The following is an 18,869-nucleotide window of genomic DNA, read 5'->3' on the forward strand; positions in this document are numbered from 1 at the left end:
ACATGAACCACGATGGAATCGGCAAGACGCTGGTGGCTGCCGACCACCAGACCAATTATTTTGACGAGGGGCAAGGCAAGCCCTTGTTCCTGTTGCACGGCTCGGGGCCTGGCGTGTCCGGGTGGACGAACTGGAGCAAAGTCATGCCCGAGCTGGCACGCCAGTTCCGCGTGGTCGTGCCCGACATCGCCGGCTTTGGCTTCACCGAATTCAAGGAAGGCAACCAGTACGACATCAAGCTGTGGACCAAGCACCTGCTGGGCATCATGGACGCGCTGCAAATCGAAAAGGCCTCGTTTGTTGGCAATTCCTTCGGCGGCGCGCTGGCCATCGGTCTGGCGCTGTTCAAGCCCGAGCGGGTGGACAAGCTGGTGCTGCTGGGCACGCCAGCGGGCGAATTCGAACAAACCCCCGGCCTGCGCTCGGCCTGGGAGTACGAGCCTTCGATGGAGAACATGGAGCGCACCATGCGCCTGTTCCCCTTCGATCAAAGCATCATCACCGAAGAAATGGTGCGCACCCGCTACGAGGCCAGCGCCCGCCCTGGCGCGCAGGACGCGCTGCGCAAGCTCATCCCCAAACCGCGCACGGAAGGGGTGACCATGGTCAAAGGCTTTCCCGAGGCATCGCTGGCGCAAATCCAGGCGCCGACACTGGTGCTGCACGGGCGTGAAGACCGCGTGGTGCCGCTGCAATGCGGCATGCTGCTGGGGCAAACCATTCCAGCGGCCGATCTGCACGTCTTCGGGCGCTGCGGGCACTGGGTGCAAACGGAGCGCCGCGCGGACTTCCTCCAACTCGTTGCCAACTTCTGCGAGTAATGCCATGAGCCGCAATGTCATTGAGAGGGTGTTGCACCAATTGACCGTAGACCGAAGCGCCAAGCAGCGCTTTCGCGAGGATGCGGATGGCTACCTGGCACGTTTTGCGCTGAGCGAGCACGAACGCAGCTTGCTCAAGGGCTTTGACGTGGCCGCGTTACAGCAAATGGGCGTCAATCCCATGCTGACCATGGGCTTCTGGCAAGAACTGGCGCCCACGCGTGACATGCGCCAGTACATGCGGGCTTTGCGCCCCGTGGCCGATGGCGAGGCTGTGCACGTCGCCGCCATCAAGCAGTAAGCCACCCCCCATTTTTGTATTGCTCAATGCCAGCAGCGCCCCAAAGGGCGCTGCAAGGCAGGGGCCACTGTACCGTAAAAAAGGTGTGAACCATGGGAAAAATCGTAGGCGGCTTTCTGGTGCCGCATGACCCGGTGATGTTTGTGGCGCCGCAAGCGCCCACGCAGGAAATCCGCGATCGCATGTGGGGCGCATTCGAGCAATGCGCGCAGCGTCTGGCCGCGCTCAAGGCCGATGCCGTCGTCGTGGTCGGCTCCGACCATTACATGTTGTTTGGCACTTCATGCCTGCCGGCTTTTCTGATTGGCACGGGCGATGTGGATGGGCCGCTGGATCAACTCCCCGGCCTGCGCCGCGAAACCATCCCCGCGCACGAGGCGCTGGCGGGCTTCATCGCCTCGCATGGCCGCGCCAACGGTCTGGATTGGGCCGTAGCGCGCGCCCTGACAGTCGATCACGCCATCGCCATTCCAGAGCAAAAAATCATCAAGCCCGCGCGTGAGGCGAGCCAGAGCATCGGCACCGTGCCTGTTTATCTGGCCTCTGGCGTCGATCCCTACATCACGCTGGCACGCGCGGCCCAGGTCGGGCAAGGCATTCGCCAGGCCGTGGAAGCCTTCGAGCAAGACGTGCGGGTGGCCGTCATCGGCAGCGGCGGCCTGAGTCACTGGGTCGGCACGGCCGAGATGGGCCGGGTCAGCGAGGCTTTTGACCGCCGCATTCTCGATTTCGCCCTGCGCGGCGACGTGGACGGCATGGCCGCGCTGACGGACGAATACATCCTCGCCGAAGGCGGCAACGGCGGCATGGAAATCCGCAACTGGCTGTGCGCCATGGCTGCCGCCGGCCCCTACACGGGCGAGCTGATCGACTACGCCCCCGTGCCCGAGTGGGTCACTGGCCTGGGTTTCGTGCATATGCAAATCCGCTGATCACGCATGCAAAGGAGAACCAATCATGAGCCAAAAAGTGTTTCTGATGCGCCGCGACGAACTGGAAGACGGCCAGGTGCGCAAGGTCGTCAGCCCCAGCGGCTGCCCTATTGCCGTGTACCGCGTCGAAGGCCAGTTCTACGCCACGCACGACACCTGCACCCATGCCACGGCCTCGCTGTCCGAGGGCGAGATCGTCGATGGCGACCTGATCGCCTGCCCGGTGCATGACGGCATGTTCCACATCCCCACCGGGCAGGCCATGGGCTTTCCCTGCGAAGTGGATTTGCAGACCTACAAGATCATCGAAGAAGGCGACGAAATCCACGCCGATCTTTCCCAGCCTTCGGATGCCAGCCAGGCATCCATCTGACCCAAAAGACGGAGACACCACGATGAGCACCACCCACGACAAAGCTTGCAGCGGCAACTGCACGCACGACCGCCTGCTGCAACCGGCCTCCACGCCGCCGCTGCCCAACCTGGAGCAACTGGCCGATTTCGAGCGCGGCACCCTATCGCGGCGCGTGTACTGGGACGATCTGGTCTATCAGCAGGAGCTGGAGAAAATCTTTGGCCGCTGCTGGCTGTTCCTGGGCCATGAATCGCAACTGCCCAAGCCCGGTGACTTCCTCACCACCTACATGGCCGAAGACCACGTCATCCTGGTGCGCCAGCGCGATGGCAGCCTCAAGGCCTTTCTCAACACCTGCCCGCACCGAGGCAACCGCGTCAGCTTCAGCGACTTTGGCAACGCCCGCAGCTTCGTGTGCAACTACCACGGCTGGAGCTTTGGCATCGACGGCGCGCTCAAAGGCATGGCCGGGCAAGAGCTGTTCGACGCCAGCGGCATGAAAAGCGCCGAGCATGGCCTGCATCCCGTGGCGCAAGTGGCCTCCTACAAGGGGCTGGTCTTCGGCAACATGGACCCGAACGCGCCACCGCTGTCGGAATACCTGGGCGACTTCCGCTACTACCTGGATGTGATGCTGGACATGGACGGCCAGGGCACGGAGTTCGTCGGCGGCCCGGTCAAGTCGGTCATCCACTGCAATTGGAAGGTACCCACCGAAAACTTCATTGGCGACATCTACCACGCGTTGTGGACGCACGACAGCGCCGCCCGCGCCGTGCTCGGCGGCGCGGTGGCCGAGGTGTACAAGGACGAGCACTCCTTCCACGTCAACCACAACGGCCACGGCTGGGAGTTCAACCTCGACACCGTAGGCAACTGCGCCACGCTGGGCGACAAGGAGCTGCGCAAATACCTCTACGGCATCCAGCCCACCGTGGCCTCTCGCCTGGGCGAGCTGCGCTCCAAGATGATTGGCGCCATCTCCTCGTGCAGCGTGTTTCCCAACATGTCGTTTCTGCCGGGGCAAAACACCTTCCGCGTCTGGCAGCCGCGCGGGCCGGGCCGCATCGAATTGCACACCTGGACGCTGGTGAACAAATCCGCCCCGCAAGACATCAAGGAGCGCTGGCGCAAAGGGGCCATGCTGACCTTCTCGCCCAGCGGCATTTTCGAGATGGACGATGGCGAGAACTTCGAGTTCTCCACCCGCACCAACGCCGGCTTTCTCACCCGCCAGCAAAACCTGTACATGGGCCTGGGACTGGGCACGCGCCTGCAAGACACCGAGCTGCCCTGCAACGTCTATCGCAACCAGGTCAACGAAGCCAACCAGCGCGCCTTCTACCGCCGCTGGCTGGACTTGATGCAAGCGCAAAGCTGGGCCGACGTGCCCGTGCGCGACCCCAACCGCCTGGACGAATCCGCCTTCCACCACGACGCCCCGCAGGAGGCCGCATGAACAAGCCCGCCACCAACACCCCCGGCACAGCCGCTGCCGCCCCCGCCGAGATCCCCGTGGACGCCGAACTGGCGCGCCGCATTGAGCAGCTGCTCTACCGCGAAGCGCGCCTGCTGGATGAGGAAAAGTGGGATCAATGGCTGGCCTTGATGGCCGAAGACATCCACTACTGGATGCCCGCCGTGGAAAACCGCCGCCGTGCCGACAAGCTCGGCGCCTGGGAGCCCGGGCGCGGCGCGTACTACGACGACAGCCTGCGCGAGCTGACCATCCGCGTCTCGCGCTTCAAGCAGCCATCGGCCTGGGCCGAAGACCCGGCCACGCGCTGCGTGCACGTCATCAGCAATGTGGAGTGCTTTCGCACCGAAGTCGAGGGCGAATACCGCGTGCATTCCAACTTCGTCAACTACCGCAGCCGGGGCGAAGCCGACAACGACATGCTGGTGGGCCGCCGCGAAGACCTCTGGCGCGAAACCGAGGACGGTTGGCGGCTGGCGCGGCGCACCATCCTCATCACGCAATCGCTGTTCATGTCCAAAAACCTCAACACCTTCTTGTAAGCGGAGGTCGGCATGCAATGGCTTCAAGATGATGTGGCCCTGGTCACAGGGGCTGGCTCGGGCATCGGGCGCGCCGTGCTCAAGCGATTTCTGGACGAAGGCGCGCGCGGCGTGGGCGCGCTGGTGCGCAGCGACGAGCACGTGGCCTCGCTCCAGCAGGAGTTTGGCGAGCGCGTCGTGGTCGTGCAGGGCGACGTGCGCAGCGGCAGCGACAACCAGAGGGCCGTGGACGCCACGCTGGCGCGCTTTGGCAAGCTCGACACCCTGGTGGCCAACGCCGGCGTGTGGGATTTTTTTGCCAGCCTGCAAAAGCTCTCGCTGGAGGAGCTGGATCGGGCCTTTGACGAAATCTTCGCTGTCAACGTCAAAGGCTATGTGCTGGCTGCACGCGCGGCCATGCAGGCACTGCGCGAAAGCCGCGGCAGCATGATCTTCACGCTCTCCAACGCGGCCTTCTACCCCGGCGGCGGCGGGCCGCTGTACGTGGCCTCCAAGCACGCGGGCGTCGGCCTGGTGCGCCAACTGGCCTACGAACTGGCGCCGCTGGTGCGCGTCAACGCCGTGGCTCCGGGCGGCACGCAAACGCCGCTGCGCGGCCCGGCCAGCCTGGGCAAGCACGACAAGCGCCTCTCGGCCCTGCCGGGCTTCGAGCAGGCCGTGGCCGATGCCATGCCGCTGGGCTTCATGGCCCAGCCGCAAGACCACACCGGGCACTACGTGCTGTTGGCCTCGCGCACCAACTCGCCAGCCACCACCGCCACCATCATCCACAGCGATGGCGGCTGGGAAATTCGCGGCACGGCCCGCGCCGGGAGTGCGCCATGACGATCCATTCCCCCGAACGCCTGCAAGCGCTCAGCGCACCCCAGCGCCGCTTTCTGGAACTGGTGCAAAGCTGGCGGCTGCCGCTGATGGCCGCGCCCATGTTCCTGGTCTCCGGCCCCGAGCTGGTCATCGCCTGCGCGCAAGCGGGCGTGGCCGGCAGCTTCCCGGCTGCCAACGCGCGCACCATTGCGCAACTGGACGAATGGATGGCGCGCACCGCCGCTGGCGTGGCCCAATGCGGCCCAGGCAGCGTGTTCTCCATGAACATGATCGTGCACCGCACTTACGACCGCTTCGAGCAGGAAATGGCCCTGGTGCAGCGCTACCGGCCCGCCATCGTCTCCACCGCGCTGGGCAGCCCCGCGCGCGTGCTCGATGCCGTGCATGGCTACGGCGGCATCGTCGCCGCCGATGTCATCAGCCCCAAGCTGGCGCGCAAGGCCGCCGAGGCGGGCGCCGATGTGCTCATCCTCGTGGCCCAGGGCGCGGGCGGCCACACCGGGCAGTACAACCCCTTTGCCTTCATCGCCGAAGTGCGCCAGTTCTGGCAAGGGCCGCTGGGCCTGGCCGGGGCCATCAGCTCCGGGCGCGACATCCGCGCCGCCCAGTTGCTGGGGGCGGACTTCGTGCTGGCGGGCACGCGTTTCATTGCCGCCACGGAAAGCTTGGTCGAGCCGGCCTACCGCGAGCTGCTGGCGCAAAGTGCCATGGAGGATCTGGTGCTCTCCAGCGCCGTCTCGGGCGTGCCCGCCAACTGGCTGCGCCAGACGCTTGAGAGCGCGGGCATCTCCAGCGAAGCAACTGAAGCGGCGCAAATCGACTCCGCCAGGATCGATTTCTCCGGCGACATCGCCGCAGGCAAAAAGGCCTGGAAGCACGTCTGGTCGGCCGGGCATGGCGTGGGCGCCGTGCAGCAGCCCCAACCTGCAGCGGCCATCGTGCAAGAGCTGCACGCGGGCTATCTGCACACGCTGGCGCAAGAGTGCGAGCAAGCCAGCGCGCTCTACCAAAAAATGCATTCCCATCAAGAGGCAACGGCATGAACACCTCCACGAATTCCCCCAACACGGCAATGGCTGCATCACCTGCGGCCATCACCCAGGCGGCCGACGCCTTGCACCAGGCGCGACAAACACGCACGCCCATTGAGCGCATCTCCGAGCAGTTCGGCATCCACAGCCTGCAAGACGCCTATGCCGTGGCGCGCCACAACACCCAGCGCGCCCTGACCGAAGGGCGGCGCATCGCGGGCTGCAAGGTCGGCCTGACCTCGCGCGCCGTGCAGCAGCAACTGGGCGTGGACCAGCCCGACTACGGCGTGCTGTTCACCGACATGGAATTGCTCGACGGCGATACGCTGGCGCTGGGCCGCCTCATCCAGCCCAAGGCCGAGGGCGAAATCGCCTTCGTCATGGGGCGCGATGCCAGTGGCGAACACCTGTCCTGGGGACAGTTTCTGCACTGCGTGGAATACGCCCTGCCCGCGCTGGAAATCGTCGACAGCGCCATCCGCGACTGGCGCATCACCTTGGTGGACACAGTGGCCGACAACGCCTCCTGCGGGCTGTACGTGCTGGGCACGCAGCCACGCGCGCTCACCGCGCTGGATTGGGCCAGCGCAGGCATGGAGCTGCGCGCGGGCGCGCACACCGTCAGCGTCGGCAGCGGCGCGGCCTGCATGCAGCACCCGCTGCGCGCGGCCTACTGGCTGGCGCACACCATGGCCGCGCTGGGCCAGCCGCTCAAGGCGGGCGACGTGGTGCTCTCCGGCGCGCTGGGGCCGATGACGCCGCTGCAAGCAGGCCAGCACCTGGATCTGGACATCGGCGGCCTGGGCCGCGTGCGCTGTTACCTGGAATAAGCGCGCCCGCCGCCGGGGGCCAAGCCCCGAGAAATTACAAATCAAAAGGAAAACAAACAAGCCTTTTTCGGCAAGTCAGTCAAATGCCTGAATTTCCTTTGGTTTGTATTGAAAGCGCCTGAGACCCTTTCAGGCAACAACCTCTGAAAACCCCGCAGGAGACAACGATGAAACGTCGCACATGGATCGCGGCTGCGACCGCCGCATGCCTGGCCGCTGGAGCAGCTTTGGCGCAAACCCCCGTCACCGTAGGCGTATCGGTCAGCAGCACCGGCCCGGCCGCCTCGCTGGGCATCCCGGAAAAACAAAGCATTGAGCTGCTGCCCGCCACCCTGGGCGGCCTGCCGGTGAAATACGTCGTGCTCGACGACGCCACCGACCCTTCTCAAGCAGCCAAAAACGCGCGCCGCCTGGTCGAAAGCGACAAGGCCGACGTCATCATCGGCTCTTCGGCCGTGCCGCCCTCGCTGGCCATTGCCGAAGTGGCCGCCCAAAGCCAGACGCCGCAAATCGCCCTGGCCCCCTTTGAACCCAAGGCCGCACAACTGCCCTGGGTATTTCCGCTACCACAATCGGTGGACGTGATGGGCGGTGCCATCTTCGACGACATGAAAGCCAAGGGCGTGAAAACCGTCGCCTTCATCGGCTTTGCCGATGCCTGGGGCGAAGCCTGGCTCAAGGCGCTGCAAGCGCGCGAAAAAGCGGGCGACTTCAAAATCACCGCCAGCGAGCGCTATGGCCGCAACGACACCTCCGTGACCGCCCAGGCGCTCAAGATCAGCGCCGCGCGCCCCGATGCCGTGCTCATCGGCGCCAGCGGCAGCCCCGCCTCCCTGCCCATGCGCGCGCTGCATGAACGCGGCTACAAAGGGCAGATCTACCAGACCCACGGCATTGCCAACAACGACTACCTGCGCGTGGCAGGCAAATCCAGCCAGGGCGCCATCCTGCCCTCCGGCCCGGTGCTGGTGGTCGAGCAACTGGACGACGCCCATCCCAGCAAGGCCGCAGGCGCGGCTTACGTCAAGCTTTACGAGGACAAGCACGGCGCTGGCAGCCGCAACAACTTTGGCGCCTATGCCTGGGATGCCTATTTGCTGCTCGACCACGCCGTCGCCAAAGCCGCAGCCAACACCCAGCCTGGCACGCCCCAGTTCCGCCAGGCGCTGCGCGAGGCGCTGGAGCAAACCAGCGAGCTGCCCGTCACGCACGGCGTGATCAACATGTCCGAAGGCAACCACTCGGGCTTTGACGCGCGCTCGCGCGTGCTGCTGCAAGTCGATCAAGGCGCCTGGAAGCTGCTCAAGTAAAGGGGAAAACCATGCAAAACCCACCCGTTGCAGGGCGCGATCTTTTCGCCGCCCAGGGCCAACTCGCCCCTCAAAACGTGCATGTGCAGGCCAAAGGCGCTGGCGCGTTCGTGCTGCGCTCGCCCATGTCGCTGGCCGAGCCAGCGCGCTGCATTGGCGATTGGCTTGAACACTGGGCCGCCCAGCGCCCCGAACACACTTTTCTGGCCGAGCGCGATGCCGATGGCCAATGGCGTCGCCTCAATTACCGCCAGGTGCGCCAATGCGTAGGGGCCATTGCCCAGGCGCTGCTGGACATGGACTTGCCCGCAGGCCAGCCCGTGGTGGCGCTGTCGGACAACAGCATCGACCACGCCTTGCTGATGCTGGCGACCATGCACATTGGCCGGCCGTTTTGCACCATCTCCAGCGCCTACACCCGGCTGGCCAAAGACGCCTCTCGCTTGCAGCAAATGCTGGCGCTGGTGCGCCCGGCGCTGATTTACGCCGCCGATGCCAGCGTGTACGGCCCACGGTCGGTCGAGGCTGCACCCGATGTGCCCAAAGTCTTTACCACCGGCGCGGACGCCATTCCCGGCGCGCACAGCTTCCAGTCGCTGCTGGATACGCGCGAAACGCCCGCCGTGGCCGAGCACTTCGCACGCATCCGCCCCGAAGACCACGCCAAATACCTGCTGACTTCCGGCTCCACCGGCATCCCCAAGGCCGTCATCAACACCCACCGCATGCTGTGCGCCAACCAGGCGGCCATTGCCCAGGTCTGGCCGTTCCTGCACGAGCAGCCGCCGCTGGTGGTGGACTGGCTTCCCTGGAGCCACACCTTTGGCACCAACCACAACTTCAACATGGTGCTGGCGCATGGCGGCTCGCTCTACATCGATGAAGGCCGCCCGCTGCCGGGCCTGCTGGAGAAATCGGTGCGCAACCTCTGCGATGTGCAGCCCACCATGTACTTCAACGTGCCACGCGGCTTTGACGCCCTGGCGCCACTGCTGGAGCAAAACGAGGAGCTGGCGCGCCAGTTCTTCGAGCGGCTGCAAGTGATGTTCTACGCCGGTGCGGCGTTATCGGCCTCCACCTGGGAGCGCATCGAGGCCATCTCCCAGCGGGCAGTCGGGCGGCGCGTGTGGTTTACCTCTGCCTGGGGCGCGACCGAGACTGCCCCCGTCATCACCACACTGCATTGGCGCACCGAGCGCGCGGGCTGCATCGGCCTGCCCGTGCCCGGCATGGAGCTGAAGTTCGTGCCCAACGGCAAGAAGATGGAAATGCGCGTGCGCGGCGCATCGGTCTTCCCCGGCTATTTGCACGCCCCCGAGCTGACGCAGCAAGCCTTTGACGAAGAAGGCTTTTACAAAATCGGCGACGCCGGTTTGTTCGCCGAGCCGGGCAACCCCGCCAGCGGCATCGTGTTCGACGGGCGCGTAGCCGAAGACTTCAAGCTCTCCAGCGGCACCTGGGTTTCCGTCGGCCCCTTGCGCGTGCGCGCCATCGGCGCCATGGCCCCGCATGTGCAAGACGTGGTCGTCACCGGCCACAACCGCGAAGCCGTGGGGCTGATGGTCTTTCTCACCCCGGCTGCGCACAACGTGCCGCGCGAAACACTGGAGCGCGATTTGCGCGCAGGCTTGCAACGCCTGCACGACGAAGGCGCAGGCAGCGCCCAGGCGCCCTCGCGGCTGTTGATCCTGGATGAGCCGCCCGATGTGGACGCGGGCGAGATCACCGACAAGGGCTATCTCAACCAGCGCGCCATCCTGGAGCGGCGCGCCAGCCAGGTAGAACGGTTGTACGCCGGCAAGGCCGATCCCGACATCCTCATCATTGAAAAGGCAAGCAAAGCATGAGCCACACCACATCCCCCACTGCACCGCGCCCGCGCAAGGCCGCCATCATCGGCAGCGGCAACATCGGCACGGATTTGATGATCAAGATCATGCGCCACGGTGGCCCCATTGAAATGGGCGTCATGGTGGGCATCGATCCCGCCTCCGACGGGCTGGCGCGCGCCGCGCGCATGGGCGTGGCCACCACGCACGAAGGCGTGCAGGGGCTGATCGCCCACCCGGACTTTGCCGACATCGACTTCGTCTTCGACGCCACCAGCGCCGCCGCCCATGTGGAAAACGATGCCGCGCTGCGCCGCGCCAAGCCGGGCATTCGCGTCATCGACCTCACGCCAGCGGCCATCGGGCCGTACTGCGTACCCGCCGTCAATGGCGATGCGCACCTGGACGCGCCCAACGTCAACATGGTCACCTGCGGCGGCCAGGCCACCATCCCCATGGTCGCCGCCGTCAGCCGCGTAGCCCGCGTGCATTACGGCGAGATCGTGGCCTCCATCGCCAGCAAGAGTGCTGGGCCAGGCACACGCGCCAACATCGACGAGTTCACCGAAACCACCTCCCGCGCCATCGAGGCCGTGGGCGGCGCGGCCAAGGGCAAGGCCATCATCATCCTCAACCCGGCCGAGCCGCCGTTGATCATGCGCGACACGGTTTACACCCTCAGCGACGAGGCCGATGAAGACCGCATCGCCGAATCGGTGCAGCAGCAGGTCGAGGCCATGCAGCAGTACGTGCCCGGCTACCGCCTCAAGCAGCGCGTGCAGTTCGACCGCGTCAAAGACCTGCGCATCCCCGGTGTGGGGCAGGCGCTCTCGGGCCTGAAAACCTCCATCTTTCTGGAAGTCGAGGGCGCAGCCCATTACCTGCCTGCCTACGCCGGCAACCTGGACATCATGACCAGCGCCGGGCTGAACATCGCCCAGCGCATGGCGCGGCAAATGGCCCGCGCCGCTTGAAGCCTGCGCGGCCTGAACGACCGCCCCATCAGCCCACCCCACACACCATCAGGAGATCCGCCCCATGCACAGCGGCCAGAAAATCTACATTTCCGACGTGACCTTGCGCGATGGCAGCCACGCCATCCGCCACCAGTACAGCGTGGCGCAAGCCCAGCAAATCGCCCGCGCGCTGGATGCAGCCAAGGTCGATTCCATCGAAGTGGCCCACGGCGACGGCCTGCAAGGCGGCAGCTTCAATTACGGCTTTGGCGCGCACACCGATCTGGAATGGATCGAGGCCGTTGCCAGCGTGGTGCAACACGCCAAGATCGCCACCTTGCTGCTGCCGGGCATTGGCACCGTGCACGACCTCAAGGCCGCCTACGACGCGGGCGCGCGCATCGTGCGCGTGGCCACCCACTGCACCGAGGCCGACGTGGCGCGCCAGCACATCGAATACGCACGCCACCTGGGCATGGAGGCCGTGGGCTTTCTGATGATGAGCCACATGCAAACGCCCCAGGGCCTGGCCGAGCAGGCCAAGCTGATGGAGAGCTACGGCGCCACCGTGTGCTACGTGGTCGATTCCGGCGGCGCGCTGACCATGAACGGCGTGCGCGAGCGCATCCGCGCCTTCAAGGACACGCTCAAGCCCGAGACGCAAGTGGGCATCCACGCCCACCACAACCTCAGCCTGGGCGTAGCCAACTCCATCGTCGCCGTGGAAGAAGGCTGCGAGCGCGTCGACGCCAGCCTGGCGGGCATGGGCGCAGGCGCGGGCAATGCGCCGCTGGAAGTTTTCATCGCCGCTGCCGAGCGCATGGGCTGGCACCACGGATGCGACCTGTACCGCCTGATGGATGCCGCCGACGACATCGTGCGCCCGCTGCAAGACCGCCCCGTGCGCGTGGACCGCGAAACCCTGGCGCTGGGCTACGCGGGCGTGTACAGCTCCTTCCTGCGCCACAGCGAAGCAGCCGCGGCCAAATACGGCCTCAAAACCGTGGACATCCTGGTGGAGCTGGGCCGCCGCCGCATGGTGGGCGGCCAGGAGGACATGATCGTGGATGTGGCGCTGGACTTGCTCAAGCAACAAGCCCATGACCGCGACCCCATCATCCCCGTCATGAGCGAAGCGGGGTGAGGCCATGAGCGAGGCACCCATCCACCACATCCGGCTGGAGCCAGCGGGCGGCCAGTTCAGCTGCCGCGCAGACCAAACCGTGCTGGAGGCCGCGGCCGAGGCGGGCTACTGGCTGCCCCATAGCTGCCGCACGGGCAGTTGCGGCAGTTGCGCCATGCCGGTGCTCGCCGGCCAGTTTCATTACCGCAGTGCGGACGAAGGCAAGGGCGAGGCCGACGCTGCCACCTTGCAAAGCCTGGCGCCCGGGCAGTTCCTGGCCTGCCAGGCCGTGCCCGATTCGGACATGACGCTGGACGCCCCTGGCGTGCCCGCCGAGCCGGGGCGACGCATCGTCAAGGCGCTGGCGCGCGTGCAACAGGTCGAGCGCGTCAGCGCCGACGTGGTCGTCGTCAAGGCCCAGGTGCCCCCGGCCACGGGCTGGGGCTTTGAGGCCGGGCAGTACGCCGACCTCATCCTCAAGGACGGCAGCCGCCGCTGCTACTCCATGGCCAACGCGCCCAACGACAAGGGCGAGATCGAATGGCACATCCGCCGCATCGAGGGCGGGCGCTTCTCGCCCCACGCCTACGACGCGCTCAAGCCCCGCGACATGCTGCGCATCGAGGGGCCGTTTGGCTCCTTCACGCTGCAAGGCGGCGACGCGCCCGTGCTGCTGCTGGCCTCGGGCACGGGCTATGCGCCCATTGCCTCTTTTCTGCACACCCACCTGGACGAGCTGGCCCGGCGCGGCGCCGTGCTGTATTGGGGCGGGCGCCAGCGCCAGGATTTGTACGCGCTGGGCGATGAGGCCAGTTGGCAGACGCGCTACCCCGGCGTGCGCGTGGTGCCCGTGTTCTCCGACGCGCCGCCGCAAGAGCGCGGCCGCCGCGGCCTGGTGCACCAGGCGGTGCTGGAGGATTGGCCTGACCTCTCGCGCTTTGAGGTCTATGCCTGCGGCAACCCCTTGATGGTGGAAGCCGCGCGCCAGAGCTTTGTGCAAGCCGGGCTGGCGCCAGAGCGCTTTTTCAGCGATGCCTTTGTTTTCCAGAAAGCCTGAGCGCAGGCGGCAAGGAGCACCGAATGGACTTTTCAATCGCATCCATTTTGTTGCAGGACGGCTTGACCAATGGCGCGGTATATGCGCTGGTGGGCATGGCCTTGATCCTGATTTTTTCCGTCACCCGCGTCATCTTCGTGGCGCATGGCGAGCTGATTGCCTTTGCCGCCATTGCCATGGCGCAATTGCAGGAAGGCGTAGTGCCCGGCGTGCTGTGGCTGCTGCTGGGTCTGGGCATGCTGACCTTTGCCGTGGACGCCGCCGTCACCCTGTGGCGGCTGCGCGCAGGCACCCAGCGCAGCGCAGCCAACCTGGGCCGCAGCGCCGCCTTCAACCTCGGCCTGCCGCTGCTGGCCTGGGCGCTGCTGGCGCACACCAGCCTGGGCCAAAGCGGCCTGCCCGCGCAACTGCTGCTGACGGCGCTTTTGGTGGTGCCCATGGGGCCAATGCTATACCGGCTGGCCTTTCAGCCGGCGGCCGAGGCCTCCACCCTGGTGCTGCTCATCATTGCCGTGGGCGTGCACTTCATGCTGCTGGGCCTGGGCCTGCTGGTGCTGGGCCCCGAGGGCGCGCGCAGCGAGGCGCTCAGCCAATGGCAATGGCAACTGGGCGCGGTGAGCATTTCCGGCCAGGGCCTGCTGGTGATTGCAGCTTCCATGACGATGATCGTGGCGCTGTACCTGATTTTCGAGCACACCCTCACCGGCAAGGCACTGCGCGCCACCGCCATCAACCGCACCGGCGCACGGCTGATGGGCATTGCCCCAGCGCAATCGGGCGCCATCGCCTTCACGCTGGCCACGCTGATGGCTGTGCTGGCGGGCGTGCTGGCCGGGCCGCTGACCACGATGCAATACGACACGGGCTTTCTCATCGCCCTCAAAGGCTTTGTGGCAGCCATGGTGGGCGCGCTCTCCAGCTATCCGCTGGCCTGGGTCGGCTCGGTGCTGGTGGGGCTGGTGGAGAGCTTTGGCTCATTCTGGGCCAGCGCGTACAAGGAGGTCATCGTCTTCACGCTGATCATTCCCGTGCTGGTCTGGCGCTCCCTGCAAAACCCGCATTCGGAGGAGCATTGAGATGGATCGCATGACCTCTTCCGCCCCCCCTGCTGTGCCACCTTCTACCCCCCTTTCAGCGCCGCAAAGCCCGGCGCGCAGCCTCCTGCGCATCGATCGCCTGGCCATCGCGGCTTTTTTCGGTTGGATTGCGCTGCTGCCCTGGCTGCCCGTGCCGCCTTACTGGTACACCATCGGCGGCTACGTCGGCATCGCCGCCCTGGTCGTGCTGGGGCTGGTGCTGCTCACCGGCATGGCGGGCATGACCTCCTTCGGCCAGGCCGCGTTCGTGGGTATTGGCGCTTACACCACCGCCGTGCTGAGCACGCATTACGCCCTCTCGCCCTGGCTGGGCTTGCTGGCGGGCATGGCCATTGCAGGCGTATCGGCCATTGCCATTGGCGCGCTGACGGTGCGCCTCTCGGGCCACTTCCTGCCCATTGCCACCATTGCCTGGGCGCTGTCGATCTATTACCTGTTCGGCACGCTGGAAATTCTGGGCAAGTACGACGGCATCAGCGGCATCCCCCCCATCGGCCTGCTGGGCGTGGCGCTGGACTCGCCGCGCGCCATGCTCATCCCCATCTGGATGGTGGTGGCGCTGTTTTTGCTGCTGGTGAGCAACCTGCTCGATTCGCGCCCCGGTCGCATCATCCGCGCCCTCAACGGCGGCGCAGGCATGGCCGAAGCCATGGGCGCCAACACGCCCAGTTACCGGCTGTGGACTTTTGTCTGTGCCGCCTTGATGGCTGCCATTGCCGGCTGGCTTTACGCCCATTTGCAGCGCGCCATCAACGCCACGCCATTCGGGCTGAACACCGGCATCGAGTACCTGTTCATGGCCGTGGTGGGCGGCCTCTCCAGCCTGTGGGGGGCCATCGTCGGGGCCACGGCGCTGACCATGCTCAAGAGCTTTTTGCAGGATTGGGCGCCCAAGCTCTTTGGCTCCGTGGGCAATCTGGAGCTGGTGGTCTTTGGCGCCATCATCGTGCTGGCGCTGCAACGCTCGGCGCGCGGCCTGTGGCCTGCGCTGGTGGGGCGGCTGCCCGCGCGCTGGCGGCCCGCCGCGCGCCTGGCGCACGCCATCGGCCCGGTGCAGACCGAGCCAGCCCTGCCCTCGCGCAGCAAGCCTGCCGCCGGGCAGCCGCTGCTGTCGGTGCAGCAGGCGCGCAAGCAGTTTGGCGGTCTGGTGGCCGTCAACGACATGAGCTTCGAGGTGCGCGCGGGCGAGCTGGTAGCCCTCATTGGCCCCAATGGCGCGGGCAAATCCACCATGTTCAACCTCATCACCGGCGTGCTGCCTGCCACCAGCGGCGAAATCCGCTTTCTGGGCCAGCGCATCGACGCCCTGCCCGCGCGTGAAATCGTGCGCCACGGCATTGGCCGCACCTTCCAGCACGTGCGCCTGATGCCGGAGATGAGCGTGCTGGAAAACGTCGCCATCGGCGCCTATCTGCGCGGCAAAACCAGCATGCTGGGCGCGTCCATCCGGGCCGATCGCCATGAGGAAGCTGCCCTGCTGGGCCTGGCCGCCTGGCAAATCCAGCGCGTGGGCCTGCAAGACGTGATGCACCAAAGCGCGGGCAGCCTGGCCCTGGGCCAGCAACGCATTGTGGAAATCGCCCGCGCCCTGTGCACCGACCCCATGCTGTTGCTGCTGGACGAGCCTGCCGCCGGCCTGCGCCTGCAAGAAAAGCAAGCCCTGGCGCGGCTGCTGACGCAATTGCGCAGCGAAGGCATGGCCGTGCTCATCGTCGAGCACGACATGGACTTCATCATGGGCCTGATGGACCGCATCGTCGTCATGGAATTCGGCAGCCGCATCGCCCAAGGCAAGCCCGAGGAGATCCGCAACGACCCCGCCGTGCTGCGCGCCTACCTCGGCGGCGTGGAGATCGACGGGGAAACCGCCCCGGAAAGCCCAAAAGCAGATGCGGCAGACGCAGCAGCCACCGCCACCCCAACCGCCAGCCGCCCAGAAGGAGCCAGCGCATGAGCCACGCCCACCAAGCCCCCACACCCGCCGCGCCAGCCGTATCCGCCGCGCCGTTGCTGGCCGTGGAGAACCTGCACGTGCGCTACGGCAAAAGCGCCGCCTTGCTGGGCGCCCAGCTGCAACTGGGCCAGGGCGAGCTGGTGTGTGTCATCGGCCCCAACGGCGCGGGCAAATCCTCGCTGCTCAACGCCCTCATGGGCTGCCTGCCCGCCAACGGCAACGCCAGCGGCACGGTGCGTATTGCCGGGCAGGATGTCTCGGCCCTGCCGCTGGAGCAGCGCGTCAAACGCGGCCTGGCGCTGGTGCCCGAGACGCGCGAGCTGTTTGCCAGCATGAGCGTGGAGGACAACCTCATCCTCGGCAGCTACCTGCTGCGCCACCAGGGCGCGGCCCAGCGCCAGGCCCTGCTGCAAGAGATCTTTGCCCTGTTCCCGCGCCTGAAAGAGCGGCGCAAGCAGCCTGCGGGCACCATGTCCGGCGGCGAGCGGCAAATGCTCGTCATCGGCCGCGCGCTCATGAGCCGCCCGCGCGCGCTCATGCTCGACGAGCCATCGCTGGGCCTGGCGCCCAAAATCATGAACGAAGTCTTTGCCATCATCGAAGACCTGCGCGCCCAGGGCCTGGGCATCTTGCTGGTGGAACAAAACTCCCGCGCCGCCCTGCGCGCCGCCCGCTACGCCTACGTGCTGGAGCTGGGCGCCATCACCCTGCACGGCCCGGCGCAGGAAGTGGCCAACCACCCGCAAGTCATCGAAGCCTATCTGGGCAAAAAGCAGGCCGCGCATTGAATGCACTCGGAATTACAAACCAATGTAAATTTGATTCAATGACCAACATGCCGAAAAAGGCATGAATATTTTCCTTTGGAAATGTAAAAACACCAGGCGCGCCCGTCAAAAGGCGCGCTTTGGTCCATCTGGGCAAACCTATAATTCCGCGTTCGCAGGCCCTCTGCGGACGCGGGCGAGTTGGCGCACCGCATTCCCCCTTGCGCACACGCGCCCCTCGTCCCCGGCATTCGTGAAGAAACCCCGCCCATGAAAACACTGATCCAAGGAGGCCGCCTGCTTGACGCGGCCAGCCAACTCGATACCACGGGCGATGTGGCCATCGCCTCCGGCCGCATCATCGCCGTCGGGCAAGCCCCCGCGGGCTTTGCGCCCGAGCGCGTGATCGACGCGCGCGGCCTGTGGGTGCTGCCCGGCCTGGTCGATTTGTGCGCCCGCCTGCGCGAGCCGGGCTACGAGCACGCGGGCATGCTGGAAAGCGAAATGCGCGCGGCCGTGGCCGGCGGCATCACCACCTTGGTTTGCCCGCCCGACACCGACCCGGTGCTGGACGAGGCTGGCCTGATCGAGATGCTCAAGCTGCGCGCCAGCCGCCTGCGCCAGGCCGCGCGCCTGTTTCCGCTGGGCGCGCTGACCAAAGGCCTGCAAGGCGAGGTGCTGACCGAAATGTCGCACCTGACCGAGGCCGGCTGCGTGGGCTTTAGCCAGGCCGAGTCGCCCATGCGCAGCAACCAGGCGTTGCTGCGCAGCCTGCAATACGCCAGCACGTTTGGCTACTCCGTCTGGCTGCGCCCGCAGGATGCGTCGCTGGGCGGCGGCGTGGCCGCCAGCGGCCCCCTGGCCCAGCGCCTGGGCCTGGCGGGTGTGCCCGTGGCGGCGGAAACCATCGCCTTGCACACCATTTTCGAATTGCTGCGCGCCTGCCCCTGCCACGTCCACCTGTGCCGCATCAGCAGCGCGCAAGGCGTGGCGCTGGTGCGCCAGGCCAAGGCCGAAGGGCTGCCGGTGACGTGCGATGTGAGCGTGCATTCGCTGCTGCTGACCGATACCGACATCGGCTACTTCGACAGCCGCGCCCGCTTGCTGCCGCCGCTGCGCCAGCAGCGCGACCGCGAAGCGCTCTCGCAAGCGCTGGCCGACGGCACGATCGATGCGCTCGTCTCCGACCACACCCCGGTGGCCGACGATGCCAAGGAAGTGCCCTTTGCCGATGCCGAGCCGGGCGCCACGGCGCTGGAGCTGCTGCTGCCCCTGGCCCACAAATGGGCCGAGCAGGAAGGCGTGCCGCTGCTCACAGCCCTCTCGCGCGTGGGCGCGGGCGCGGCGCGCGTGTTGGGCGTGGCGCTGGGCACCTTGAGCGCCAGCGCGGGCCGCCTGACGCCGGGCGGCATGGCCGATTTGTGCCTGTACAACCCACAGGCGGAATGGGCCGTCACCCCCGCTGCGCTGCAAAGCCAGGGCAAATACACGCCGTTCGAGCAAGTGCCCATGCCAGGGCGCGTGCAGGCTACGTGTGTGGCGGGCGATTGGGTGTACGAGCGCGCCGGGGCGTGAGAGCCTCATTCATTACCAATCAACAGAAATACAACATCAATACTACATTGCCGAAACGGCAATGTTTTATTTCCTTTTGATTTGTAA

18 protein-coding genes are annotated in these 18,869 nt (G+C 66.4%); all 18 read left to right on the forward strand.

Annotated elements, in window-relative coordinates:
* Positions 1-2 precede the first annotated feature (2 nt).
* The gene (locus EBQ26_RS07070) at positions 3-821 is read left to right on the forward strand and encodes an alpha/beta fold hydrolase (RefSeq protein ID WP_122238345.1); all 819 of its coding nucleotides are present in this window, start codon (positions 3-5) and stop codon (positions 819-821) included.
* 4 nt (positions 822-825) lie between these two features.
* Complete coding sequence (locus EBQ26_RS07075) at positions 826-1,122, forward strand: extradiol ring-cleavage dioxygenase (protein WP_095539988.1); 297 nt, start codon at positions 826-828, stop codon at positions 1,120-1,122.
* A 92-nt stretch (positions 1,123-1,214) separates the two neighbouring features.
* Entirely contained in the window at positions 1,215-2,054 is an 840-nt protein-coding gene (locus EBQ26_RS07080; protein WP_122238307.1) for a DODA-type extradiol aromatic ring-opening family dioxygenase, read from the forward strand.
* A gap of 25 nt (positions 2,055-2,079) precedes the next feature.
* Positions 2,080-2,427 (forward strand): non-heme iron oxygenase ferredoxin subunit, encoded by a 348-nt coding sequence (locus tag EBQ26_RS07085; protein ID WP_095542135.1) that lies wholly within the window; start codon positions 2,080-2,082, stop codon positions 2,425-2,427.
* A gap of 22 nt (positions 2,428-2,449) precedes the next feature.
* Positions 2,450-3,868 carry an aromatic ring-hydroxylating dioxygenase subunit alpha gene (locus EBQ26_RS07090; protein ID WP_122238308.1) on the forward strand — a complete coding sequence of 473 codons (1,419 nt, stop codon included), beginning with the start codon at positions 2,450-2,452 and terminating at the stop codon, positions 3,866-3,868.
* The gene (locus EBQ26_RS07095; protein WP_095542133.1) at positions 3,865-4,428 is read left to right on the forward strand and encodes a 3-phenylpropionate/cinnamic acid dioxygenase subunit beta; all 564 of its coding nucleotides are present in this window, start codon (positions 3,865-3,867) and stop codon (positions 4,426-4,428) included. The genes EBQ26_RS07090 and EBQ26_RS07095 overlap by 4 nt, the downstream gene beginning before the upstream one ends.
* 12 nt (positions 4,429-4,440) lie before the next feature.
* Positions 4,441-5,253 (forward strand): 3-(cis-5,6-dihydroxycyclohexa-1,3-dien-1-yl)propanoate dehydrogenase, encoded by an 813-nt coding sequence (gene hcaB / locus EBQ26_RS07100; protein WP_095539993.1) that lies wholly within the window; start codon positions 4,441-4,443, stop codon positions 5,251-5,253.
* A complete protein-coding gene (locus EBQ26_RS07105) occupies positions 5,250-6,296 on the forward strand; it encodes an NAD(P)H-dependent flavin oxidoreductase (protein ID WP_122238309.1) in 1,047 nt (348 codons plus the stop codon). Before hcaB ends, EBQ26_RS07105 begins: the two co-directional genes overlap by 4 nt.
* Positions 6,293-7,114: a 2-keto-4-pentenoate hydratase gene (locus EBQ26_RS07110; RefSeq protein WP_238944220.1), complete on the forward strand. Its 822-nt coding sequence runs from the start codon at positions 6,293-6,295 to the stop codon at positions 7,112-7,114. The genes EBQ26_RS07105 and EBQ26_RS07110 overlap by 4 nt, the downstream gene beginning before the upstream one ends.
* Positions 7,115-7,281: 167 nt before the next feature.
* Positions 7,282-8,424 carry an ABC transporter substrate-binding protein gene (locus EBQ26_RS07115; protein WP_122238310.1) on the forward strand — a complete coding sequence of 381 codons (1,143 nt, stop codon included), beginning with the start codon at positions 7,282-7,284 and terminating at the stop codon, positions 8,422-8,424.
* Positions 8,425-8,435: 11 nt separating this feature from the next.
* Positions 8,436-10,271 carry a feruloyl-CoA synthase gene (locus EBQ26_RS07120; RefSeq protein ID WP_122238311.1) on the forward strand — a complete coding sequence of 612 codons (1,836 nt, stop codon included), beginning with the start codon at positions 8,436-8,438 and terminating at the stop codon, positions 10,269-10,271.
* A complete protein-coding gene (locus EBQ26_RS07125; RefSeq protein WP_095542127.1) occupies positions 10,268-11,227 on the forward strand; it encodes an acetaldehyde dehydrogenase (acetylating) in 960 nt (319 codons plus the stop codon). The genes EBQ26_RS07120 and EBQ26_RS07125 overlap by 4 nt, the downstream gene beginning before the upstream one ends.
* Positions 11,228-11,291: 64 nt before the next feature.
* Entirely contained in the window at positions 11,292-12,353 is a 1,062-nt protein-coding gene (gene dmpG, locus EBQ26_RS07130) for a 4-hydroxy-2-oxovalerate aldolase (protein WP_122238312.1), read from the forward strand.
* 4 nt (positions 12,354-12,357) lie between these two features.
* Positions 12,358-13,389: an FAD-binding oxidoreductase gene (locus tag EBQ26_RS07135; RefSeq protein WP_095540000.1), complete on the forward strand. Its 1,032-nt coding sequence runs from the start codon at positions 12,358-12,360 to the stop codon at positions 13,387-13,389.
* 23 nt (positions 13,390-13,412) lie between these two features.
* On the forward strand, positions 13,413-14,465 hold the full coding sequence (locus EBQ26_RS07140) for a branched-chain amino acid ABC transporter permease (RefSeq protein ID WP_095542124.1): 1,053 nt from the start codon (positions 13,413-13,415) through the stop codon (positions 14,463-14,465).
* A 10-nt stretch (positions 14,466-14,475) separates the two neighbouring features.
* Positions 14,476-16,440, forward strand: coding sequence for a branched-chain amino acid ABC transporter ATP-binding protein/permease (locus EBQ26_RS07145; RefSeq protein WP_122238346.1), 1,965 nt, complete (start codon positions 14,476-14,478; stop codon positions 16,438-16,440).
* On the forward strand, positions 16,437-17,228 hold the full coding sequence (locus EBQ26_RS07150; RefSeq protein WP_122238313.1) for an ABC transporter ATP-binding protein: 792 nt from the start codon (positions 16,437-16,439) through the stop codon (positions 17,226-17,228). The genes EBQ26_RS07145 and EBQ26_RS07150 overlap by 4 nt, the downstream gene beginning before the upstream one ends.
* 249 nt (positions 17,229-17,477) lie before the next feature.
* Positions 17,478-18,782: a dihydroorotase gene (locus tag EBQ26_RS07155; RefSeq protein ID WP_122238314.1), complete on the forward strand. Its 1,305-nt coding sequence runs from the start codon at positions 17,478-17,480 to the stop codon at positions 18,780-18,782.
* Positions 18,783-18,869: the final 87 nt, after the last annotated feature.

It is taken from the genome of Allofranklinella schreckenbergeri, assembly GCF_003703475.1.
Classification (GTDB): domain Bacteria; phylum Pseudomonadota; class Gammaproteobacteria; order Burkholderiales; family Burkholderiaceae_C; genus Lampropedia; species Lampropedia schreckenbergeri.

Bases quoted from the DNA above. Each gene is read 5' to 3' on its own strand.
- dmpG (WP_122238312.1), top strand. From the start codon at position 11,292: ATGCACAGCGGCCAGAAAATCTACATTTCCGACGTGACCTTGCGCGAT.
- EBQ26_RS07080 (WP_122238307.1), top strand. From the start codon at position 1,215: ATGGGAAAAATCGTAGGCGGCTTTCTGGTGCCGCATGACCCGGTGATG.
- EBQ26_RS07150 (WP_122238313.1), top strand. From the start codon at position 16,437: ATGAGCCACGCCCACCAAGCCCCCACACCCGCCGCGCCAGCCGTATCC.
- EBQ26_RS07090 (WP_122238308.1), top strand. From the start codon at position 2,450: ATGAGCACCACCCACGACAAAGCTTGCAGCGGCAACTGCACGCACGAC.
- hcaB (WP_095539993.1), top strand. From the start codon at position 4,441: ATGCAATGGCTTCAAGATGATGTGGCCCTGGTCACAGGGGCTGGCTCG.
- EBQ26_RS07105 (WP_122238309.1), top strand. From the start codon at position 5,250: ATGACGATCCATTCCCCCGAACGCCTGCAAGCGCTCAGCGCACCCCAG.
- EBQ26_RS07095 (WP_095542133.1), top strand. From the start codon at position 3,865: ATGAACAAGCCCGCCACCAACACCCCCGGCACAGCCGCTGCCGCCCCC.
- EBQ26_RS07085 (WP_095542135.1), top strand. From the start codon at position 2,080: ATGAGCCAAAAAGTGTTTCTGATGCGCCGCGACGAACTGGAAGACGGC.
- EBQ26_RS07070 (WP_122238345.1), top strand. From the start codon at position 3: ATGAACCACGATGGAATCGGCAAGACGCTGGTGGCTGCCGACCACCAG.
- EBQ26_RS07145 (WP_122238346.1), top strand. From the start codon at position 14,476: ATGACCTCTTCCGCCCCCCCTGCTGTGCCACCTTCTACCCCCCTTTCA.
- EBQ26_RS07135 (WP_095540000.1), top strand. From the start codon at position 12,358: ATGAGCGAGGCACCCATCCACCACATCCGGCTGGAGCCAGCGGGCGGC.
- EBQ26_RS07155 (WP_122238314.1), top strand. From the start codon at position 17,478: ATGAAAACACTGATCCAAGGAGGCCGCCTGCTTGACGCGGCCAGCCAA.
- EBQ26_RS07110 (WP_238944220.1), top strand. From the start codon at position 6,293: ATGAACACCTCCACGAATTCCCCCAACACGGCAATGGCTGCATCACCT.
- EBQ26_RS07120 (WP_122238311.1), top strand. From the start codon at position 8,436: ATGCAAAACCCACCCGTTGCAGGGCGCGATCTTTTCGCCGCCCAGGGC.
- EBQ26_RS07075 (WP_095539988.1), top strand. From the start codon at position 826: ATGAGCCGCAATGTCATTGAGAGGGTGTTGCACCAATTGACCGTAGAC.
- EBQ26_RS07125 (WP_095542127.1), top strand. From the start codon at position 10,268: ATGAGCCACACCACATCCCCCACTGCACCGCGCCCGCGCAAGGCCGCC.
- EBQ26_RS07140 (WP_095542124.1), top strand. From the start codon at position 13,413: ATGGACTTTTCAATCGCATCCATTTTGTTGCAGGACGGCTTGACCAAT.
- EBQ26_RS07115 (WP_122238310.1), top strand. From the start codon at position 7,282: ATGAAACGTCGCACATGGATCGCGGCTGCGACCGCCGCATGCCTGGCC.